Origin of the sequence: Enterobacter sp. UNJFSC 003 (assembly GCF_036903355.1) — a bacterium.
Taxonomy (GTDB): Bacteria; Pseudomonadota; Gammaproteobacteria; order Enterobacterales; family Enterobacteriaceae; genus Enterobacter.
The window spans coordinates 95,914-116,883 of record NZ_JBAKHK010000008.1 but is presented as its reverse complement, the minus strand read 5'-3'; the positions used below and the strand labels follow the sequence as shown (position 1 = coordinate 116,883).

The 20,970-nt window shown below is 55.9% G+C and carries 13 protein-coding genes; 3 read left to right on the top strand and 10 right to left on the bottom strand.

Annotated elements, in window-relative coordinates:
* Positions 1–7: 7 nt before the first annotated feature.
* Positions 8–2,401 (bottom strand): maltodextrin phosphorylase, encoded by a 2,394-nt coding sequence (gene malP, locus V5P19_RS17580; RefSeq protein ID WP_334405572.1) that lies wholly within the window; start codon positions 2,399–2,401, stop codon positions 8–10.
* A gap of 583 nt (positions 2,402–2,984) precedes the next feature.
* Between malP and malT the strand changes: the two genes are divergently transcribed.
* Positions 2,985–5,690 (top strand): HTH-type transcriptional regulator MalT, encoded by a 2,706-nt coding sequence (gene malT / locus V5P19_RS17575; protein WP_334405570.1) that lies wholly within the window; start codon positions 2,985–2,987, stop codon positions 5,688–5,690.
* A gap of 61 nt (positions 5,691–5,751) precedes the next feature.
* Here the strand turns inward: malT and V5P19_RS17570 are convergent, their stop codons facing one another.
* From V5P19_RS17570 to glpE, 3 genes are read right to left on the bottom strand one after another with little or no spacing between them, the layout of a single operon-like run.
* A complete protein-coding gene (locus V5P19_RS17570; RefSeq protein ID WP_334405568.1) occupies positions 5,752–6,510 on the bottom strand; it encodes a DeoR/GlpR family transcriptional regulator in 759 nt (252 codons plus the stop codon).
* Positions 6,511–6,526: 16 nt separating this feature from the next.
* Complete coding sequence (glpG, locus tag V5P19_RS17565; RefSeq protein ID WP_334405566.1) at positions 6,527–7,357, bottom strand: rhomboid family intramembrane serine protease GlpG; 831 nt, start codon at positions 7,355–7,357, stop codon at positions 6,527–6,529.
* A gap of 47 nt (positions 7,358–7,404) precedes the next feature.
* On the bottom strand, positions 7,405–7,737 hold the full coding sequence (gene glpE / locus V5P19_RS17560) for a thiosulfate sulfurtransferase GlpE (protein WP_334405564.1): 333 nt from the start codon (positions 7,735–7,737) through the stop codon (positions 7,405–7,407).
* Positions 7,738–7,925: 188 nt separating this feature from the next.
* On the opposite strand from glpE, the gene glpD reads away from it, so the two are divergent.
* The gene (gene glpD / locus V5P19_RS17555; protein ID WP_334405561.1) at positions 7,926–9,434 is read left to right on the top strand and encodes a glycerol-3-phosphate dehydrogenase; all 1,509 of its coding nucleotides are present in this window, start codon (positions 7,926–7,928) and stop codon (positions 9,432–9,434) included.
* A 46-nt stretch (positions 9,435–9,480) separates the two neighbouring features.
* Here the strand turns inward: glpD and glgP are convergent, their stop codons facing one another.
* The 6 genes from glgP to asd all read right to left on the bottom strand — a co-directional run bounded on the left by glgP (position 9,481) and on the right by asd (position 20,192).
* A complete protein-coding gene (gene glgP, locus V5P19_RS17550) occupies positions 9,481–11,928 on the bottom strand; it encodes a glycogen phosphorylase (RefSeq protein ID WP_334405559.1) in 2,448 nt (815 codons plus the stop codon).
* An 18-nt stretch (positions 11,929–11,946) separates the two neighbouring features.
* Entirely contained in the window at positions 11,947–13,380 is a 1,434-nt protein-coding gene (glgA, locus tag V5P19_RS17545; RefSeq protein ID WP_334405557.1) for a glycogen synthase GlgA, read from the bottom strand.
* A complete protein-coding gene (gene glgC / locus V5P19_RS17540; protein ID WP_334405555.1) occupies positions 13,380–14,675 on the bottom strand; it encodes a glucose-1-phosphate adenylyltransferase in 1,296 nt (431 codons plus the stop codon). Before glgC ends, glgA begins: the two co-directional genes overlap by 1 nt.
* Before the next feature lie 17 nt (positions 14,676–14,692).
* A complete protein-coding gene (gene glgX, locus V5P19_RS17535; protein WP_334405553.1) occupies positions 14,693–16,666 on the bottom strand; it encodes a glycogen debranching protein GlgX in 1,974 nt (657 codons plus the stop codon).
* On the bottom strand, positions 16,663–18,849 hold the full coding sequence (gene glgB / locus V5P19_RS17530; RefSeq protein WP_334405551.1) for a 1,4-alpha-glucan branching enzyme: 2,187 nt from the start codon (positions 18,847–18,849) through the stop codon (positions 16,663–16,665). Before glgB ends, glgX begins: the two co-directional genes overlap by 4 nt.
* A gap of 239 nt (positions 18,850–19,088) precedes the next feature.
* Complete coding sequence (gene asd / locus V5P19_RS17525) at positions 19,089–20,192, bottom strand: aspartate-semialdehyde dehydrogenase (protein ID WP_334405549.1); 1,104 nt, start codon at positions 20,190–20,192, stop codon at positions 19,089–19,091.
* A 179-nt stretch (positions 20,193–20,371) separates the two neighbouring features.
* Here asd and yhgN point away from each other — a divergent pair, with 179 nt between their 5' ends.
* Positions 20,372–20,965, top strand: a complete 594-nt coding sequence (yhgN, locus tag V5P19_RS17520) for an NAAT family transporter YhgN (RefSeq protein ID WP_003861574.1) — start codon at positions 20,372–20,374, stop codon at positions 20,963–20,965.
* Positions 20,966–20,970: the final 5 nt, after the last annotated feature.

Below are 20,970 nucleotides of genomic sequence, written 5' to 3'. Positions count from 1 at the left end.
CGCTTCCTTAGCGTTTTGCCTGCCAGATACGAGCCTGATAATCACGGATTGAGCGGTCAGAGCTGAACATGCCGCAGCGCGCAGTGTTCAGGATGCATGCGCGGGTCCAGGCTTCCTGGTCGCGGTACAGCACGTCGACCTGCTTTTGCGCTTCTACATACGCCGTGAAGTCCGCCATCACCAGATACGGGTCGCCGCCCTGCTTGTCCATGCTGTGCAGCATTTGGTCAAACGCGTGCTTATCACCGTCGCTATATTTGCCGCTTTCAAGCTCTTTCAGCACCGCATCCAGCACTTTGTCTTTCTTACGCCATTTCACCGGATCGTAGCCTTTGGCCTTGATGGCTTTCACTTCTTCAACGGTATGGCCGAAGATAAAGATATTATCTTCACCCACCTGCTCGGCAATCTCAACGTTGGCACCGTCCAGCGTTCCGACGGTCAGCGCACCGTTCAGCGCCAGCTTCATGTTGCCGGTACCGGAAGCCTCTTTCCCCGCCGTGGAGATCTGCTCGGAGATATCCGCCGCCGGGATCAGCAGTTCTGCTGCGGAAACACAGTAATCCGGCAGGAACACCACCTTCAGCTTGTCGCCCACTGTCGGATCGTTGTTGATCGCCGCCGCCACTTTATTGATCGCGAGGATAATGTTTTTCGCCAGGTAGTAACCCGGTGCCGCCTTCGCGCCAAACAGGAACACGCGCGGTACGCGGTCGGCCTGCGGGTTTTCGCGGATCTCTTTGTACAGCGCCAGAATGTGCAGCAGGTTCAGGTGCTGACGTTTGTACTCGTGCAGGCGTTTAATCTGGATATCGAAAATCGCGTTCGGGTTGATTTCAATGCCGGTACGCACTTTGACGAACTCGGCCAGTCGAACTTTGTTCTCCCGCTTAATGGCGCGGTACTGCTCGCGGAATTTCGCGTTGTCAGCCTGTTTTTCCAGGTTGATCAGCTGGTCCAGGTCATTGGCCCACTCTTTCTTCAGGGTCTTGTCCAGCAGAGCGGCCAGCAGCGGATTGCACTGTTTGATCCAGCGACGCGGCGTGATGCCGTTGGTCACGTTATGGAATTTGGTCGGCCACAACTGGTGATATTCCGGGAACAGATCTTTCACCACCAGATCCGAGTGCAGCGCCGCCACGCCGTTAACGGCAAAGCCGCTCACCACGCACATATTCGCCATGCGTACCTGCTTGTCATGCACCACGGCCAGTTTCGCCCAGACCGCCTTGTCGCCAGGCCAGGTTTTTTCCACCAGAATCTTAAACTGGTCGTTAATCGTGTTGATGATCTGCATATGACGCGGCAGCAGCGTTTTCACCAGCTTCTCATCCCAGCACTCCAGCGCTTCTGGCATCAGGGTGTGGTTGGTGTAAGCGAAGGTGCGGCTGGTAATCGCCCAGGCGTCATCCCAGCTCAGCTGATGCTCGTCAATTAGCACGCGCAGCAGCTCAGGGATCGCAATCGTCGGGTGCGTGTCGTTGAGTTGAATCACTTCGAAGTCCGGCAGCTGCGCCAGCTTGCGGCCCGCCAGATGATGGCGACGCAGGATGTCCGCCACGGAGCAGGCGCACTGGAAATATTGCTGCATCAGACGCAGTTTTTTACCCGCCAGGTGGTTGTCGTTCGGGTAAAGCACCTTGGTCAGCTTCTCGGCGTCGATACCCTGCTGCTCGGCACGCAGGAAATCGCCGTCGTTGAATTTGGTCAGGTTGAATGGATGAGCATGCTTGGCCTGCCACAAGCGCAGCGGCTGCGCTACGCCGTTACGGTAGCCCAGCACCGGCAGATCCCAGGCTTCACCGGTGATAGTGAAAGCCGGCTCCCAGAGCCCCTGTTTAGTGACTTTTCCGCCAATGCCCACCTGCACATCGAGCTGCGCATTGTGGCGGAACCACGGATAGGTATTACGGTGCCAGTCATCCGGCGCTTCCATCTGTTGACCATCAGCAAACGACTGGCGGAACAGACCGTACTGATAGTTCAGGCCATAGCCGATAGCCGACTGACCCACGGTGGCCATTGAATCCAGGAAACAGGCTGCCAGACGGCCCAGACCACCGTTCCCCAGCGCCGGATCGGTCTCTTCTTCGAGCAGGTCGGTGAGCGTAACGTCATGCTCTTTCAACACCTCCCCTACGTCCTCATACCAGCCAAGGTTCAGCAGGTTATTGCCGGTCAGACGGCCAATCAGGAACTCCATCGAAATGTAGTTAACGTGACGTTGACCTTTGACAGGCTTCGCCACCGGTTGAGCATCCAGTTGCTCTGCGAGCGCCCCGCTCACCGCTTGCCACCACTGGTGAGGCGTCATTTCTTTTGCAGCATGAAGGCCAAAACGCTGCCACTGACGCGTCAGGGCAGCCTGAAATTGATCTTTGTTGAAGGTCGGCTGTGACATAGGGAATCGGCATCCTGTAGAGAGTAAAAACATGTTGATGCTAGTGTGCCTGGCTCATTCCTCCTCTTCCTCCTCCTGTCGGGGATTAGACAGGGAGGAGCAGCGGGGATGAGCATAAAAGTGTGATCGAGGCCACTCTGTGAGCATAGTTGGAGTGTGCCCTGAAGGAAAAAAGATAACCGGGGAGAGTGTCAAAAAAATGAAATGCAGTTTCGAGGGAAAGTAAACCACTGAGAAATGATTACTTACGTAGAGTAATATATCTGCAACTAAGCAATATCTAATAGGACTATTAACATCGCATAACTTTACCCAAACTTTATTTACCTCGACGTCACTATACCTTTCTGAAACCTGTTACAGCGCAGCAGCAATGAGACCTTACAAGCCAGCAGCCACGCGGCATGTAAGCCTTTTTGGCAAAGTTCCGCCATTATCGGAATGTTTTGTGACAGAGTGCAAATTCAGCACCACAAAACCCAGACATAACTTGCAATAGTTAACTTATTGGCCGAACTTATATCCATTAATTACGAAGCGCAAAAAAAATAAATTTCTCGTTCCCCACAGTGAAGTGAAAACTATGTTGATTCCGTCAAAATTAAGTCGCCCGGTTCGTCTTGACCATACCGTGGTCCGCGAGCGTCTGTTGGCTAAACTTTCCGGCGCGCATAATTTCCGACTGGCGCTGGTTACGAGCCCTGCAGGTTATGGAAAAACAACGCTCATTTCGCAATGGGCCGCAGGTAAAAGCGATCTTGGCTGGTACTCTCTCGACGAGGGCGATAACCAGCAAGAGCGTTTTGCCAGCTATCTGATTGCCGCCATTCAGCAGGCAACCAACGGACACTGCGTCGCCAGTGAGGTGATGGTGCAAAAGCGCCAGTACGCCAGCCTGTCCTCTCTTTTCTCACAGCTGTTTATCGAACTGGCCGAATGGCATCGCCCGCTGTATGTGGTGATTGATGACTATCACCTGATCACCAACCCGGTTATCCACGAGTCGATGCGTTTTTTCCTGCGCCATCAGCCGGAAAACCTGACCCTGGTTGTGCTCTCGCGCAACCTGCCGCAGTTGGGGATTGCCAACCTGCGCGTACGCGATCAGCTTCTGGAAGTGGGTAGCCAGCAGTTGGCCTTTACGCACCAGGAAGCCAAACAGTTCTTTGACTGCCGCCTGAACTCGCCGATTGAGGCCTCTGAAAGCAGCCGCCTGTGTGATGACGTTGCCGGCTGGGCCACCGCCCTACAGCTGATCGCTCTGTCCGCGCGGCAGAATAATAGTCCGGCGCATCAGTCAGCACGTCGTCTGGCCGGGATTAACGCCAGCCATCTCTCCGATTACCTGGTGGATGAGGTGCTGGACAGCGTCGATCCTGCAACCCGTAATTTCCTGCTGAAAAGCTCCCTGCTGCGATCCATGAACGATGCGCTGATTGTTCGCGTCACGGGCTGTGAAAACGGCCAACTCCAGCTCGAAGAAATTGAACGTCAGGGCCTGTTCCTGACGCGAATGGACGATCCCGGCGAGTGGTTCAGCTATCACCCGCTGTTTGGCAGCTTCCTGCGCCAACGCTGTCAGTGGGAACTTGCCGTCGAACTGCCGGAAATTCACCGTGCCGCCGCCGAAAGCTGGATGGCGCAAGGCTTCCCGAGCGAGGCAATTCACCACGCGCTTGCCGCCGGTGATGCCAGCATGCTGCGCGATATCCTGCTTAACCATGCGTGGGGGTTGTTTAACCACAGCGAACTGGCACTGCTCGAAGAGTCGTTAAAAGCCCTGCCGTGGGAAAGCCTCCTTGAGAACCCGCGTCTGGTGCTGCTGCAGGCCTGGCTGATGCAAAGCCAGCATCGCTACAGCGAAGTCAATACCCTGCTGGCGCGCGCCGAGCAGGAGATGGAAAGCGAGATGGATACCATCCTGCACGGCGAGTTTAACGCCCTGCGGGCGCAGGTCGCGATTAACGATGGTGACCCGGATGAGGCTGAACGCCTGGCGATGGTCGCCCTCGACGAGCTGCCGCTGGCTAACTTTTACAGCCGTATTGTGGCCACGTCAGTGCACGGTGAAGTCCTGCACTGCAAAGGTGACCTGACGCGCTCTCTGTCGCTGATGCAGCAAACCGAACAGATGGCGCGTCGCCATGATGTTTGGCACTACGCTCTATGGAGCCTGATTCAGCAAAGCGAGATTTTATTTGCTCAGGGGTTCCTGCAGGCCGCCTGGGAGAATCAGGAAAAAGCGTTCCAGCTCATTCGTGAACAGCATCTGGAACAGCTGCCGATGCATGAGTTCCTGTTGCGTATTCGCGCTCAGCTGATGTGGGCGTGGGCGCGCCTGGACGAGGCAGAAAGCTGTGCCCGCCAGGGCGTGAACGTGCTTTCCAGCTTCCAGCCGCAGCAGCAGCTGCAATGCCTGGCGCTGCTGGTGCAGTGCTCGCTGGCGCGCGGCGATTTGGATAATGCACGTAACCATCTTAACCGCCTGGAGAACCTGCTCGGTAACGGTCAGTACCATAGCGACTGGGTGTCAAACGCCGATAAGGTGCGGGTGATCTACTGGCAAATGACTGGCGACAAGAAATCCGCGGCCAACTGGCTGCGCCATACGCCAAAACCTGAGTTTGCCAACAACCACTTCCTGCAAAGCCAGTGGCGGAACATTGCCCGCGTGCAAATCCTGCTCGGCGATTTTGAGCCTGCCGAGATCGTGCTGGAAGAGCTGAACGAAAACGCCCGCAGCCTGCGTCTGATGAGCGATCTGAACCGCAACCTGCTGCTGCTTAACCAGCTCTACTGGCAGGCAGGGCGTAAGAATGATGCCCAGCGCGTGCTGCTGGAAGCGCTGCAGTTGGCGAACCGCACCGGGTTTATCAGCCACTTTGTGATTGAAGGGGAAGTGATGGCGCAGCAGCTGCGCCAGCTGATTCAGCTCAACACGCTGCCGGAGCTGGATCAGCATCGCGCCCAGCGTATCCTGCGCGAGATTAACCAGCACCATCGCCACAAGTTTGCCCACTTCGACGAGAACTTCGTTGAACGCCTGCTCAACCATCCGGAAGTGCCAGAACTTATCCGCACCAGCCCGCTCACCCAGCGTGAATGGCAGGTTCTGGGGCTGATCTATTCAGGCTACAGCAATGAGCAGATTGCCGGCGAGCTGGCGGTAGCGGCAACCACCATCAAAACGCATATTCGTAATCTGTATCAGAAGCTGGGCGTGGCGCATCGCCAGGATGCGGTACAGCATGCACAGCAATTATTGAAGATGATGGGATACGGGGTTTAGGTGCGTGCAGCCTGATGCCCTCACCCCGGCCTTCTCCCACAGGGAGAGGGAGAAAGGCGTCTCAGCACAGCTCTAACTGCAAATTATTATCTTTAATCACCTGCAACACCCCCGCTGGCGGCATCACGTCGGTGTAAACCGCATTGACCATGCTGATGCTGCCCATGTTCACCATCGCGTTACGCCCAAACTTAGAGTGGTCCACCACCAGCATAACGTGGCGCGAGTTTTCAATGATTGCGCGCTTGGTGCGTACCTCGTGGTAATCAAATTCCAGCAGAGAGCCATCGCTGTCGATGCCGCTGATCCCCAGAATGCCGAAATCGAGGCGGAACTGAGAGATAAAATCGAGTGTCGCTTCACCAATGATTCCCCCGTCGCGGCTGCGCAGCTCGCCACCGGCCAGGATGATGCGGAAGTCATCTTTCTGCATCAGGGTATTGGCCACGTTGAGGTTGTTGGTGACGACGCGCAGGTTTTCGTGATCCAGCAGCGCATGAGCGACCGCTTCTGGCGTGGTGCCGATATCAATGAACAACGTGGCCCCATTCGGGATCTGGCTCGCGACTTTGCGGGCGATACGCTCTTTCTCTGCCGTTTGCGTCGCTTTACGGTCGTGCCACGAGGTGTTGACCGAGCTGGACGGCAGCGCCGCGCCGCCGTGGTGGCGCAATATGCGGTTCTGATCGGCAAGGTCGTTCAGGTCACGACGAATTGTTTGTGGGCTGACGGCAAACTGCTCAACCAGCTCTTCGGTGCTGACGTATCCCTGTTTTTTTACCAGTTCGATAATGGCGTCATGACGTTGTGTTTGTTTCATGAAATATCCCTGGGAATTATGTTCGTTTTCGCGCATGCAGCGTGTCGGCAAAGGCCATCGCCAGCCCAATGGCCAGCCCGGTAACGTGAGCGCCATTCGCGATAGACATACCAAACACATCAAACCATCCGGCAATTAGCCATATTAACGCAAAGGTAATTAATCCGCGCTGCAGAGAGATGCCGCTTTCTGGATCGCGCTCGCCTCTGAGCCAGACGTAGCCCATCAGGGCATACACTACGCCGGATAAACCGCCAAACCACGGCCCGCTGAATTTATGCTGCACATAGCCGCTTAACAGGGCGCTGATCACGGTAATCACAATCAGCTTACCGCTGCCAAGACGCTTCTCTACGGCACCGCCGAGATACCACCACCACAGCAGGTTAAAGAGAATATGCATGACGGAGAAGTGCATCAGCGCATGCGTAAAGTAGCGCCAGACGTCAAATTGCAGAGACGGGTCGTACGGCCACGCCAGCGCGATCATCACGCGCTGGTCACCCACCACGTTCATAATAATGAAGACGAGAATACAGGCTGCCATTAACAGGAGCGTAAACGGGCCTGCGCGTTCGCGGATGGTGGCAAGGAAAGGAAAGCGGCTGTAGTGCAGCCCCGTGTCCGTCTGGCCAGACTGCCAGCTTGCGGCCAGATAGCGTGGGTCTGCGGGATTCTCCAGAAAACGCGCCAGCTCTTCGTTGACTCGCGCGGCCTGGCTCTCGTCGGCCAGCCAGACATCGGTCTGGGTATGTTGCTGAATAGTCAGAATAACGCCCTGCGTCGCCATATAGTCGACAAACGCCTGGGCGACGCGCGGATTGGTAAAGGAGGTGATCATCAACATGGGCGGCGGTCGCTTATTTCCACACAAAAGGGGACAGTATAGCGGTATCAGCGATCAAACGCGTGCTCAACTTCTGCCGGGAAATGACGATGCCAGGCATCAAACCCACCGTCGACGCTGTACACCGCCTCATAGCCCTGCTGAAGCAGATACTGCGCCGCACCTTTACTGCTGTTGCCGTGGTAGCACATCACCATGACCGGCGTTTCAACGTCGTTATCGCGCATAAACGCGCCCAGCGTATCGTTGGTCAGATGAAATGCGCCCGGGGTGTGGCCCATAGCGAAACTTTGCGGATCGCGAATATCCACCAGCACCGCCTTTCCCTGGTGCATTTTCTGGTGGGCTTCTTCTACGTTAATACATTCAAACTGATCCATGGTGTTCTCTTTACAGTGGTCAACGGCACGATTTTACCTCGTAGTGTACGTCCTGGCGGCGGGTAAACGCCATTATGTTATCCATATCACTCTAAATTGTTTTTTTGATGTTACCAAAGGCGCGTTCCTTTGCTATTATGAGCGATATCGAACATTTCTGAGCTTTAACGAAAGTGCATGAGGGTGTTATGGAAACCAAAGATCTGATTGTGATAGGCGGTGGCATCAACGGTGCCGGTATTGCGGTCGATGCCGCAGGACGCGGTTTATCCGTACTGATGCTGGAAGCTAACGATCTCGCCTGCGCGACGTCGTCCGCCAGCTCAAAACTGATTCACGGCGGCCTGCGCTACCTTGAACACTACGAGTTCCGCCTGGTCAGCGAAGCGCTGGCCGAACGTGAAGTGTTGCTGAAAATGGCGCCGCATCTTGCCATCCCGATGCGCTTCCGCCTGCCACACCGCCCGCACCTGCGTCCGGCGTGGATGATCAGAATAGGTCTGTTTATGTACGATCATCTGGGTAAACGTACCAGCCTGCCGGGTTCGAACGGGTTGCGTTTTGGCTCAGAATCGGTGCTTAAGCCTGAAATCGTGCGCGGATTCGAATATTCCGACTGCTGGGTAGACGATGCGCGTCTGGTTCTGGCCAATGCGCAGATGGTTCAGAAGAAAGGCGGCGAGGTGAAAACCCGCACGCGTGCTACCGCAGCACGTCGTGAAAACGGCCTGTGGATTGTTGAAGCAGAAGACATTGATACCGGCGAGAAGTTTACCTGGAAAGCGCGCGGTCTGGTGAACGCGACCGGCCCATGGGTGAAACAGTTCTTTGATGACGGCATGCATCTGCCTTCGCCGTACGGCATTCGTCTGATTAAAGGCAGCCACATTGTGGTGCCACGCGTGCATACCCAGAAGCAGGCCTACATTCTGCAGAACGAAGATAAGCGCATCGTGTTTGTTATCCCCTGGATGGACGAGTTCTCCATCATCGGTACCACCGACGTGGAATACAAAGGCGATCCGAAAAACGTCGAGATCGACGAGAGCGAAGTGAGCTATCTGCTGAAAGTGTATAACGCGCACTTTAAGAAACAGCTGGGCCGCGATGACGTGGTCTGGACATATTCCGGCGTGCGTCCGCTGTGCGATGATGAATCTGACTCGCCGCAGGCCATCACCCGTGATTACACGCTTGATATTCACGACGAAGACGGACAGGCACCGCTGCTGTCGGTATTTGGCGGCAAGCTCACCACCTACCGTAAGCTGGCCGAGCATGCGCTAGAAAAACTGGCGCCGTACTACAAAGGCATTGGCCCGGCGTGGACCAAAGGTGCCGTGCTGCCCGGCGGTGACATCGGCAATAATCGCGACGATTACGCCGCGAAACTGCGCCGTCGCTTCCCGTTCATCACCGAAGGAATGGCTCGTCACTATGCCCGTACCTACGGCAGCAATACCGAATTATTCCTGGGCGACGCAAAAGAGATTGCCGATCTGGGTGAACATTTTGGTCATGAGCTATACGAAGCCGAACTGCGCTATCTGGTTGAGCACGAGTGGGTGCGCCGTCTGGAGGATGCTATCTGGCGTCGTACCAAAGAAGGGATGTGGCTGAACGCAGAACAGCAGTCTCGCGTAGCGCAGTGGCTGGCGCAAAACGCAGGAAAGCGCGAGCTGTCGTTAGCGTCTTGATTGTTAAAAAAAGCCCGGTAGGCACAGCGCCACCGGGCTTCATTTTTTATAACCGTACCGGATCGATATGCCAGATCGTCTCGGCATACTCTTTGATGGTTCTGTCCGACGAGAAATAGCCCATGTTGGCGATGTTATACATCGCGGCGCTGGTCCACTTCTCCTGATGGCGATACAGCTCATCCACCTTATCCTGACAGTCCACGTAGCTGCGATAATCCGCCAGCACCTGATAGTGATCGCCAAAGTTAATCAGCGAATCCACCAGGTCACGATAGCGGCTTGGTTCGTCAGGGTTGAAAAGACCGGTACCGATTTGCGTCAGCACCTGACGTAATTCTTCATCCTCTTCGTAATACTCGCGCGGTTTGTAGCCCTGCCTGCGCAGCGCCTCCACCTCTTCCGTGGTATTACCGAAGATAAAGATATTTTCCGCTCCCACGTGTTCCAGCATCTCGACGTTGGCGCCGTCCAGCGTGCCGATGGTCAGCGCGCCGTTCAGGGCAAACTTCATGTTACTGGTGCCGGACGCTTCCGTCCCCGCGGTAGAAATCTGCTCGGAGAGATCCGCCGCCGGAATGATCAGCTGCGCCAGGCTCACGCTGTAGTTCGGGATAAATACGACCTTCAGCTTATCGCCGATGTCCGGATCGTTGTTCACCACTTTCGCCACATCGTTAATCAGATGAATGATGTGCTTCGCCATGTAATAGGCCGAAGCCGCCTTACCGGCAAAGATTTTCACCCGGGGGACCCAATCCGCCGTGGGATCGGCCTTGATGCGGTTGTAGTGAGTGATTACGTGCAGGACGTTCATCAGCTGGCGTTTGTATTCATGTATACGTTTGATCTGCACATCGAACAGCGCTTTTGGGTTAGCGACCACATTCAGATGCAGTGCAAGCCAGACCGACAGGCGTTTCTTGTTGAGCAGCTTGGCTTCACGCACGGCTTTGTTCACCGTGGGGAAATCAATATGCTGTTCAAGCTCGGTCAATTGGCCTAAATCGGTTCGCCAGGTACGGCCAATATTTTCATCCAGAACGTCTGACAGCGGCTGGTTCGCCAGCGCCAGCCAGCGGCGTGGGGTCACGCCATTGGTCACGTTGCAGAAGCGCGTCGGGAAGATTTTCGCGAAGTCCGCGAACAAAGACTGCACCATCAGGTTTGAGTGCAGCTCAGACACCCCGTTAACCTTATGGCTGATCACCACCGCCAGCCACGCCATACGCACGCGTCGACCGTTGGATTCATCAATGATCGAGGAGCGGCTCAGCAGGCCGGTATCGTTCGGATACTGTTCCTGGAGCGTTTTCAGGAAGTAGTCGTTGATCTCAAAGATGATTTGCAGATGGCGTGGCAGAATTTTGCCGAGCATATCCACCGGCCAGGTCTCCAGCGCTTCGCTCATCAGCGTGTGGTTGGTGTACGAGAACACCTGACAGGTCACTTCAAACGCGTCATCCCAGCTGAACTTATGCTCATCCATCAGCAGGCGCATCAGCTCCGGAATAGAGAGGACTGGATGGGTGTCGTTGAGGTGGATGGCGGTTTTCTCCGCCAGATTGCTGTAGGTTTTGTGCAGCTGGTAGTGACGACTCAGGATATCCTGAATGGTCGCGGAGACGAGAAAATACTCCTGACGCAGCCGCAGCTCACGTCCGGAATAGGTCGAGTCATCCGGATAAAGCACGCGAGATACGTTCTCGGAGTGGTTTTTATCTTCCACCGCCGCAAAGTAGTCGCCCTGGTTAAATTTACCCAGGTTGATCTCGCTACTGGCCTGGGCGCTCCACAGGCGCAGCGTGTTGGTGGCATCGGTGTCGTAGCCGGGAATGATCTGGTCATAGGCTACCGCCAGGATCTCTTCCGTTTCTACCCAGCGGGATTTTTTACCTTCCTGCTGAATACGCCCGCCAAAGCGCACTTTATAACGGGTGTTGTGGCGCTTGAATTCCCACGGGTTACCGTATTCAAGCCAGTAGTCTGGGGACTCTTTCTGACGTCCGTCGACGATGTTCTGCTTGAACATGCCGTAGTCATAGCGGATACCGTAGCCGCGGCCCGGCAGTGCCAGCGTCGCCAGCGAATCCAGGAAACAGGCGGCAAGACGCCCCAGGCCACCGTTTCCAAGGCCGGGATCGTTCTCTTCGTCAATCAGTTCTTCTAAATCCAGCCCCATCTCCTCCAGCGCGTTTTTTACGTCGTCATAAATGCCGAGCGACAACAGCGCGTTAGAAAGGGTACGGCCTATCAAAAACTCCATCGACAGGTAGTAAACCTGACGCGTTTCTTGTGAGAGCTGCGCACGGTTGGAGCGCAGCCAGCGTTCGACTAAACGGTCACGCACGGCAAACAGAGTGGCGTTCAGCCACTCATGCTTATTGGCGATAACCGGATCTTTCCCGATGGTGAACATCAGCTTATAGGCGATGGAGTGCTTTAACGCCTCAACGCTGAGTGTGGGTGAAGAGTAGCTAAAAGGAGCGTTCATATCAGTAACTTCGCCTCGTTACATCAAGCGTTGATAAAGGTCGCGGTATGACTGCGCCGCAACGTGCCAGCTAAAGTCCATGGACATCGCCTGACGCTGAACGTAACGCCACAGGGATGGACGGGACCACAAGACGAATGCACGCCGAATCGCCCGAAGCAGCGACCAGGCATTACTGTCCTCAAAGACAAACCCGCTGGCGATACCGTCCGCCAGGTTTTCAAGGGAGCTATCCGACACCGTATCTGCCAGCCCACCCGTGCGTCGCACCAGCGGCAAGGTGCCGTATTTCAGGCCGTACAGCTGCGTCAGCCCGCAGGGTTCGAAACGGCTCGGCACCAGGATAACGTCCGCGCCGCCCATAATGCGGTGGGAAAACGCCTCGTGATAACCAATCTGTACACCAACCTGCCCAGGATGTTCCGCCGCCGCGGCAAGGAAACCTTCCTGTAGCACCGGGTCACCCGCGCCGAGCAGTGCCAATTGCCCGCCCTGCTCCAGCAGCCCCGGCAGCGCCTCCAGCACCAGATCCAGCCCCTTCTGGCTGGTCAGGCGGCTAACCACCGCAAACAGCGGCACTTTGTCGTTGACCTTCAGCCCCATCGCAATCTGCAGCTGGCGCTTGTTTTCGGCTTTGTCGTCTACCGATTCCCGCCCATAGCGTGCTGCCAGCAGAAGGTCGGTTTCCGGGCTCCAGATTTTTTCATCAACGCCATTCAAAATGCCCGACAGACGCCCTTCACGGTGGCGCTGTTGCAGCAGACCTTCCAGACCGTAGCCGAACTCCGGCTGCGTAATTTCGCGCGCATAGGTTGGGCTGACTGCCGTAATGTGATCGGCGTAGTAGAGTCCGGCTTTGAGGAACGAAATTTGCCCGTTAAATTCCACCCCATGAACGTTATAGAACGACCATGGCAGATCGATGTCATTCATATGATGGGCATAGTACATGCCCTGGTACGCCAGGTTATGTACCGTAAAGACCGATTTCGCCGGATGACCGCGCGCCGCCAGATAGGCCGGTGCCAGCCCGGCGTGCCAGTCATGCGCATGCACAATGTCCGGGCGCCAGAAGGGATCAAGCCCGACGGCCATCTCTGCCCCTACCCAACCGAGCAGCGCAAAGCGCAGCACGTTGTCGGTATAGGCAAACAGGTTAGTATCGTGATACGGGCTCCCCGGTCTGTCGTAGAGATGCGGCGCGTCGATCAGGTAGATACCCACACCGTTGTAATGCCCAAACAGCAGAGTGATGCGCCCGGCGAAGGTGTCACGCCGCGACACGACCTTTGCATCTGGAATACCGCGCCGGATATCCGGAAATGCGGGCAACAGTACGCGAGTATCCACTCCGCTGGCAATTTGCGCCGCGGGTAATGCGCCAAGAACATCCGCCAGACCACCCGTTTTTAACAACGGGAACATCTCTGAACATACATGTAAAACCTGCATTATCGCTCCTGTTTGATCTGCAGCTTCCGCAACATTTCCCGTGTTACTAACACGATCCCCTCTTCTGAGCGGTAGAAACGACGCGCATCTTCTTCCGCGTTTTCGCCAATCACCATTCCTTCAGGAATGACGCAGGCACGGTCGATAACACAGCGACGCAGGCGACATGAACGCCCTACCCAGACATCCGGCAACAAGACTGCCGAGTCAATATTACAAAATGAATTCACGCGCACGCGGGGGAACAGCACCGACTGCACCACCACCGAACCGGAGATAATGCACCCGCCGGAGACCAGCGAGTTCAACGTCATCCCATGGCTGCCAGAGCGGTCCTGTACGAACTTCGCCGGCGGCAACGATTCCATATGGGTGCGAATCGGCCAGTTCTGGTCATACATATCCAGCTCAGGCGTGACGGAGGCCAGGTCGAGGTTTGCCTTCCAGTACGCTTCCAGTGTGCCAACATCGCGCCAGTAAGGCTCAGAATTGGGATCGGACTGCACGCAGGACAACGGGAAAGGATGTGCATACGCCATGCCAGCTTTGGTGATTTTCGGAATGATATCTTTGCCAAAGTCATGGCTGGAGTTTTCGTCTTTGTCGTCGTCTTCCAGCAGTTCATAAAGGTATTCCGCATCAAAGATATAGATCCCCATGCTGGCGAGCGACTTGGTATCGTCTCCTGGCATGGTTGGCGGATTAGACGGTTTTTCAACGAAGTCGATAATCTTATCGTCGGCATCAACATGCATCACGCCAAACGCCGTCGCCTCAGCAACGGGCACAGGCAGACACGCCACGGTGCAACGTGCGCCTTTCTCGACGTGGTCGATGAGCATGTGTGAATAATCTTGCTTGTAAATATGGTCGCCCGCGAGGATCACGATGTATTCCGCGCCGTAGCGGCGAATGATATCGAGGTTTTGCGTTACCGCATCGGCCGTACCGCGATACCAGTTCTCACCGTGAACGCGCTGCTGGGCAGGCAAAAGGTCGACAAACTCGTTCATCTCTTCGCTGAAAAATGACCAGCCGCGTTGGATATGCTGCACCAGCGTATGCGACTGATACTGAGTAATGACGCCAATGCGGCGAATGCCTGAGTTAAGGCAGTTGGACAGAGCAAAGTCGATGATGCGGAATTTACCACCAAAGTGAACAGCAGGTTTAGCACGTTTGATGGTCAAATCTTTCAGACGGGTACCACGCCCGCCCGCGAGTATTAGGGCAACCGTTTTTAAGGGTAGCTGGCGTGCCAACATTAACGGATCGTTCTTCTCTAATCTAACCATGACTAACTCCTTTTTTATCATCTTTGGAATACGCACACTCCGTGCGCAGGCCCGTGCCAGACAGCCATAACTACCGGATTATCCGCTCCGGCAAAGGGGGGAATAGCGCGCCACTCCCCGTCAGGTAAAACAATCTCAGCGACGTCATCCGTCGCATTCAGCGTGACCAGCCACTTATCCGAAAGCAGGATTTGCAGGCGGGGTACGCCGTGTTGCCACTCTTGCGCGCTTAACGGTTGCGCGTCTTTGTTCAGCCAGCGAACGTTGCCATCGCCCTCTTCCCACCATCGATCGGCAGTGAGCGCGGGGATGCGCTGGCGAAGGTGGATCAGCGCAGCGGTAAAATGGATGAGTCCACTGTTCGCTTCACCCCAGTCGAGCCAGGTTAAGGCGTTATCCTGGCAATACGCATTATTGTTACCGTGCTGGCTGTGGCCGTGTTCATCGCCCGCCAGCAGCATCGGCGTTCCCTGTGATAACAGCAGCGTCGTCAGGAGCGCATGCACGCTGGCACGTCGCCGCTCGATAACGTCAAGGCTTCCGCCTAACCCTTCTATACCATGGTTAAAGCTATGGTTATTGTTAGTGCCATCGCGATTCTCCTCACCGTTTGCCTCATTGTGTTTCTGATTGAAACAAACGCAGTCGCGGAGTGTAAAACCGTCATGAGCCGTGACCAGGTTGATGGTGGCAGAGGGTAATTTTCCGTCGCGCTTAAAGAGCTCGCTGGAACCGGCAAAGCGTCCGGCGAACTCTCCCAGAGACAGATTCCGCTCCAGCCAGAATCGACGCATGGCATCGCGGTAGCGATCGTTCCACTCGGCAAACAGGGGGGGGAAATTCCCCACCTGATACCCGCCTTCACCGATATCCCACGGTTCAGCAATCAGCTTCACCTGCGAGAGCACCGGACAGTTTTTTATCGCCTCAAACAGCGGCGCCTGCTGGCTGAATGCCGGTGTACGCCCCATCACGGGGGCCAGGTCAAAACGAAAACCATCAATGTGGTACGTTTCCACCCAGTATTTCAGGCATTCATACGCATAATGCATCACTGCCGGATGGCTAAGATTTAGCGTGTTACCACAACCGGTCCAGTTGTAGTAATCGCCATCCTCCCTGATCCAATAATAGCTACGGTTATCAATTCCGCGCTGTGAGAGGGTCGGTCCGTCGAGATCGCTTTCCGCACTGTGGTTCAAAACCACGTCCAGAATGACCTCGATTCCCGCCGCATGGAGCGCCTTCACCGCATCACGAAACTCATCCCGCGCCTTTTCCGGATGTACGGCATAGCGTGGTTCGAGGGCGAACATCGCCAGCGGGTTGTAGCCCCAATAGTTGCTTAATCCCAGTCTTTGCAGGCGAGGTTCGCTGGCAAAATGCGCGACCGGCAACAGCTCCAGCGCGGTAATCCCCAGATGCGTTAGGTAGGCAATCATCACCGGGTGCGCGAGCGCCTTGTAGGTGCCGCGAATCGCCTTAGGGATTGACGGGTGCAGATAGGTCAGCCCTTTAACGTGAGCTTCGTAAAGGACGGTATTGCCCCACGGCGTGCGCGGTGGGGCATCGTCTTCCCAGTCGTACAGATCGTGTACCACCACGCTTTTCGGCGCGATGGGTGCGCTATCGCGCCGATCGGGTTCACCGTAGCCGACGTGGAATATCGGGTCGTCTTTGAACTCCCCCTCCACGCGGTGCGCGCAGGGATCGATCAACAGCTTCGCCGGGTTATACCAGTGCCCCTGCGAAGGTTCCCACGGGCCGTGCACGCGAAATCCGTAGTGCATCCCTGGCCGTCCTCCGGCCAGGTAGCCGTGCCACATATCCCCCGTGCGTGACGGAAGATCGTAACGATGCTCATGACCTTCACCGTCAAACACGCAGAGTTCTACCCGCTCCGCATGGGCGGAAAAGAGGGTGAAGTTCACCCCCTTTCCGTCAAAATGTGCCCCGAGCGGTTCGGGGTTACCCGCGGCGAGCTGGGTCATTCTCCCTCCCGCACCAGCCAGATGGTGCTTAGCGGCGGCAGCGTCAGGCTCAGGGAGTTTGGCCGCCCGTGGCTTTCGATTGCATCGCTTTGAACCAGACCGCCGTTACCCGCGTTGCTGCCGTGGTAGTGCATAGAGTCGGTATTGAGGATTTCCCGCCATTTGCCCGGCTGGTTAATCCCGAATCGATACTGCGGGCGTGGAACCGGCGTAAAGTTGCTGGCAACGATGACTTCATTGCCTGCTTTGTCGCGGCGCACAAAAATAAACACCGAGCGTTCGCGATCGTCCACCACCAGCCACTCAAATCCGTACGGGTCGAAGTCCAGCTCGTGCAGGGCTTTATGATGGCGATAGGTCAGGTTCAGATCGCGTACCAGGCGCTGCACGCCGTGGTGCCAGTTATCGCCGCCTTCCAGCAGATGCCAGTCGAGACTGGTGTCGTGGTTCCACTCGCGGCCTTGGGCAAACTCATTGCCCATAAACATCAGTTTCTTGCCGGGGAAGGCAAACATCCAGCCGTAGTAGGCGCGCAGGTTGGCAAACTTTTGCCATGCATCGCCCGGCATACGGTCAAGGATGGATTTTTTGCCATGCACCACTTCATCATGCGACAGCGGTAGCATGAAGTTCTCGGTGTAATTGTAGAGCAGGCCGAAAGTTAGCTTGTCGTGGTGATACTGGCGATGAACCGGGTCCAGCTTCATGTAGTCGAGCGTGTCATGCATCCAGCCCAGGTTCCATTTGTACCAGAACCCCAGGCCGCCCATTGACGGCGGGCGAGAAACGCCAGGAAAGTCGGTCGACTCTTCCGCCATCGTCACCGCGCCCTCTACCTGTTCGCCAAGAATGCGGTTGGTATTACGCAGGAACTCAATGGCTTCGAGATTTTCACGACCGCCATATTCGTTGGGGATCCACTCCCCGTCTTTACGGCTGTAGTCGCGGTAGATCATCGAGGCCACCGCGTCGACGCGCAGAGCATCAATCCCGAAGCGTTCGATCCAGTACAGCGCGTTCCCCACCAGGAAGTTCGTCACTTCACGTCGACCGTAGTTATAAATAAGCGTGTTCCAGTCCTGGTGATAACCTTCGCGCGGGTCGCTGTGTTCATACAGCTTCGTGCCGTCAAACTCTGCCAGCGCAAAATCATCCGACGGGAAGTGGCCTGGCACCCAGTCCAGGATCACGTTCAGCCCGGCGGCGTGCGCGGCATTAATGAAATAGCGGAAGTCATCGCGCGTGCCGAAGCGACGCGTCGGCGCATATAGCCCAGTTGGCTGATAGCCCCAGCTCCCGTCGAACGGGTGTTCGTTAATCGGCAGCAGCTCAAGATGGGTAAAGCCCATCCACTTGGCGTACGGCACCAGCTGATCGGCGAGTTCTCGATAGCTCAGCCAGAAGTTGTTATCCGTATGCCGACGCCAGGAGCCGAGGTGGACTTCATAGACTGAGATTGGCGCATCAAAGCGGTTGGCCTGCTTGCGCTCCTCGCTCTGAACAACCTTTTCAGGCAACCCGCAAATCAACGAGGCGGTATCCGGGCGCATCTGCGCTTCAAAGGCATACGGGTCGGATTTCATACGCAGATTGCCGTTGGCATCGATCATCTCGAATTTGTAGAGCTGACCGTTGTGCGCGCCGGGGATAAACAGTTCCCAGATACCAGTTTCCCGGCGCAGGCGCATCGGGTGACGGCGACCATCCCAGTAGTTGAACTGCCCGACAACGGAGACGCGCTGGGCATTCGGCGCCCACACGGCAAACCGCGTCCCGGTGATACCATCCATGGTATCCGCATGGGCACCCAGCGTTTCGTAGGGGCGTAAATGGGTTCCTTCGGACAGTAGCCAGGCATCCATCTCTTTTAAGAGCGGGCCAAAGCTATAGGGATCGTCAATCAAGTTTTGCTGACCATGCCAGATGACGGCGAGCTGATAACGAAAAGGGTTTTTACGGCGAGGCATTACGCCCGAGAAGAATCCACGTGAGTCGAGGCATTCCAGATTGCCCACCTTGCGGCCAGTTTTGGGTTCGATAACCCACACTTCTGTGGCATCCGGTAACAAGGCGCGGACTTCAAGCCCAGCCTCTGTACGGTGCATCCCTAGCACAGAAAAGGGGTCGGCAAAATGACCCGCAATAAGCGCATTAATCACGTCTCTCGAAATACGATCGGACATGGTATTCATCCTGTTTTTTTATGTCGCCCTTTGTAATCGCTCCGGGACGACTTTTAATGTGACCTAAACGGTGCAGTTAATCCTCTCTGCGCCGTCTTACCCTCAGGTGAGAAATGAATCTTCCTTAAAGCATAGCCAACGACGTGGTTCCTCCTGATAAAAAATAAGACATCTGCGTTTTACTCCATGTAGTACGCAAAAAAAGGGGGTGAAAATCACCCCCTGTCGTTAACAAATTATTACGCCAGCTGGCGCAGCATGCGGCGCAGCGGCTCTGCGGCACCCCATAGCAGCTGGTCACCCACGGTGAACGCGGAGAGGTATTCCGGCCCCATGTTCAGCTTACGCAGGCGGCCAACTGGCGTGGTCAGCGTGCCGGTGACGGCTGCCGGGGTCAGTTCGCGCATGGTGATATCGCGATCGTTTGGCACCACTTTCGCCCACGGGTTATGCGCGGCCAGCAGTTCTTCCACGGTCGGAATTGACACATCTTTTTTCAGTTTAATGGTGAAGGCCTGGCTATGGCAGCGCAGCGCACCGATACGTACGCAGAGACCGTCAACCGGGATCGCTGACGCGGTGTTGAGGATTTTATTGGTCTCAGCCTGGCCTTTCCACTCTTCGCGGGTCTGGCCGTTATCCAGCTGTTTGTCGATCCACGGGATCAGGCCACCGGCCAGCGGTACACCAAAGTTATCCACCGGGAGTTCGCCGCTGCGGGTCAGCTGCGTGACGCTACGCTCGATATCGAGAATCGCGGACGCCGGGTTTGCCAGCTCGGTCGCAACGCTATGGTGCAACTGACCCATCTGCGTCAACAGTTCACGCATATGACGCGCACCGCCGCCGGACGCCGCCTGGTACGTTGCCACGGACACCCACTCCACCAGATCCTGCGCGAACAGGCCACCCAGGGACATCAGCATCAGGCTAACGGTACAGTTACCGCCGACAAAGGTTTTCACGCCGTTGTTCAGGCCGTCAGTGATGACGTCCTGGTTCACCGGGTCGAGAATAATGATGGCATCGTCTTTCATGCGCAGCGAAGAGGCCGCGTCAATCCAGTAGCCCTGCCAGCCGCTTTCACGCAGCTTTGGGTAGATTTCGTTGGTATAATCGCCGCCCTGGCACGTCACAATAATGTCGAGTGCCTTCAGCGCTTCCAGATCGTAAGCATCCTGCAACGTGCCTGTGGTACTACCAAAGGACGGTGCAGCCTGGCCGAGCTGGGAAGTGGAGAAGAAGACCGGGCGGATAGCGTCGAAATCGCGCTCTTCAACCATGCGTTGCATGAGTACAGAGCCGACCATACCGCGCCAGCCGATAAAACCAACGTTTTTCATAGCATTTTTTTCCTGCTGAGGGTGTGTGCTGATTGTGCAAGCCAGTATTGAACTGGGATATGCTTCACATTACAAAATGCTGCCAAAGTCGCAAGCGAAATTAATCGATGATTGCCCGGCAATCAGAAAAAGCGCTAATCATCGGAATAACACTACTAAGTATCAGGGATAATTTAAAGATGAGTGAAATCATTTCCGCCGCGGTTTTATTGATCCTGATTATGGATCCGCTCGGGAACCTGCCGATCTTCATGTCGGTACTGAAGCACACCGAGCCGAAGCGCCGGCGGGCGATCATGATCCGCGAGCTGCTCATCGCCCTGCTGGTGATGTTTATCTTCCTGTTTGCGGGCGAAAAAATTCTCGCGTTCCTGAACCTGCGCGCCGAAACGGTTTCTATCTCGGGCGGGATTATCCTGTTCCTGATTGCCATTAAGATGATTTTCCCCAGCGCGGAGGGCAGCAGCAGCGGCCTGCCTGCGGGTGAAGAACCGTTTATTGTGCCGCTGGCGATTCCGCTGGTTGCCGGGCCGACGATTCTGGCGACGCTGATGCTGCTGTCGCATCAGTATCCGAATCAGATGAGCCATCTGGTGATTGCGCTGCTGATTGCCTGGGGCGGGACGTTTATCATCCTGCTGCAATCGTCGCTATTCCTGCGCCTGCTGGGTGAGAAAGGGGTGAATGCGCTGGAGCGCCTGATGGGGCTGATCCTGGTGATGATGGCGACGCAGATGTTCCTGGATGGAATACGGGCGTGGATGAAAGGTTAGGAAAA

Bases quoted from the DNA above. Each gene is read 5' to 3' on its own strand.
- yhgN (WP_003861574.1), top strand. From the start codon at position 20,372: ATGAGTGAAATCATTTCCGCCGCGGTTTTATTGATCCTGATTATGGAT.
- glgC (WP_334405555.1), bottom strand. From the start codon at position 14,675: ATGGTTAGATTAGAGAAGAACGATCCGTTAATGTTGGCACGCCAGCTA.
- glgX (WP_334405553.1), bottom strand. From the start codon at position 16,666: ATGACCCAGCTCGCCGCGGGTAACCCCGAACCGCTCGGGGCACATTTT.
- asd (WP_334405549.1), bottom strand. From the start codon at position 20,192: ATGAAAAACGTTGGTTTTATCGGCTGGCGCGGTATGGTCGGCTCTGTA.
- glgA (WP_334405557.1), bottom strand. From the start codon at position 13,380: ATGCAGGTTTTACATGTATGTTCAGAGATGTTCCCGTTGTTAAAAACG.
- malT (WP_334405570.1), top strand. From the start codon at position 2,985: ATGTTGATTCCGTCAAAATTAAGTCGCCCGGTTCGTCTTGACCATACC.
- malP (WP_334405572.1), bottom strand. From the start codon at position 2,401: ATGTCACAGCCGACCTTCAACAAAGATCAATTTCAGGCTGCCCTGACG.
- glpE (WP_334405564.1), bottom strand. From the start codon at position 7,737: ATGGATCAGTTTGAATGTATTAACGTAGAAGAAGCCCACCAGAAAATG.
- glpD (WP_334405561.1), top strand. From the start codon at position 7,926: ATGGAAACCAAAGATCTGATTGTGATAGGCGGTGGCATCAACGGTGCC.
- glgB (WP_334405551.1), bottom strand. From the start codon at position 18,849: ATGTCCGATCGTATTTCGAGAGACGTGATTAATGCGCTTATTGCGGGT.
- V5P19_RS17570 (WP_334405568.1), bottom strand. From the start codon at position 6,510: ATGAAACAAACACAACGTCATGACGCCATTATCGAACTGGTAAAAAAA.
- glpG (WP_334405566.1), bottom strand. From the start codon at position 7,357: ATGTTGATGATCACCTCCTTTACCAATCCGCGCGTCGCCCAGGCGTTT.
- glgP (WP_334405559.1), bottom strand. From the start codon at position 11,928: ATGAACGCTCCTTTTAGCTACTCTTCACCCACACTCAGCGTTGAGGCG.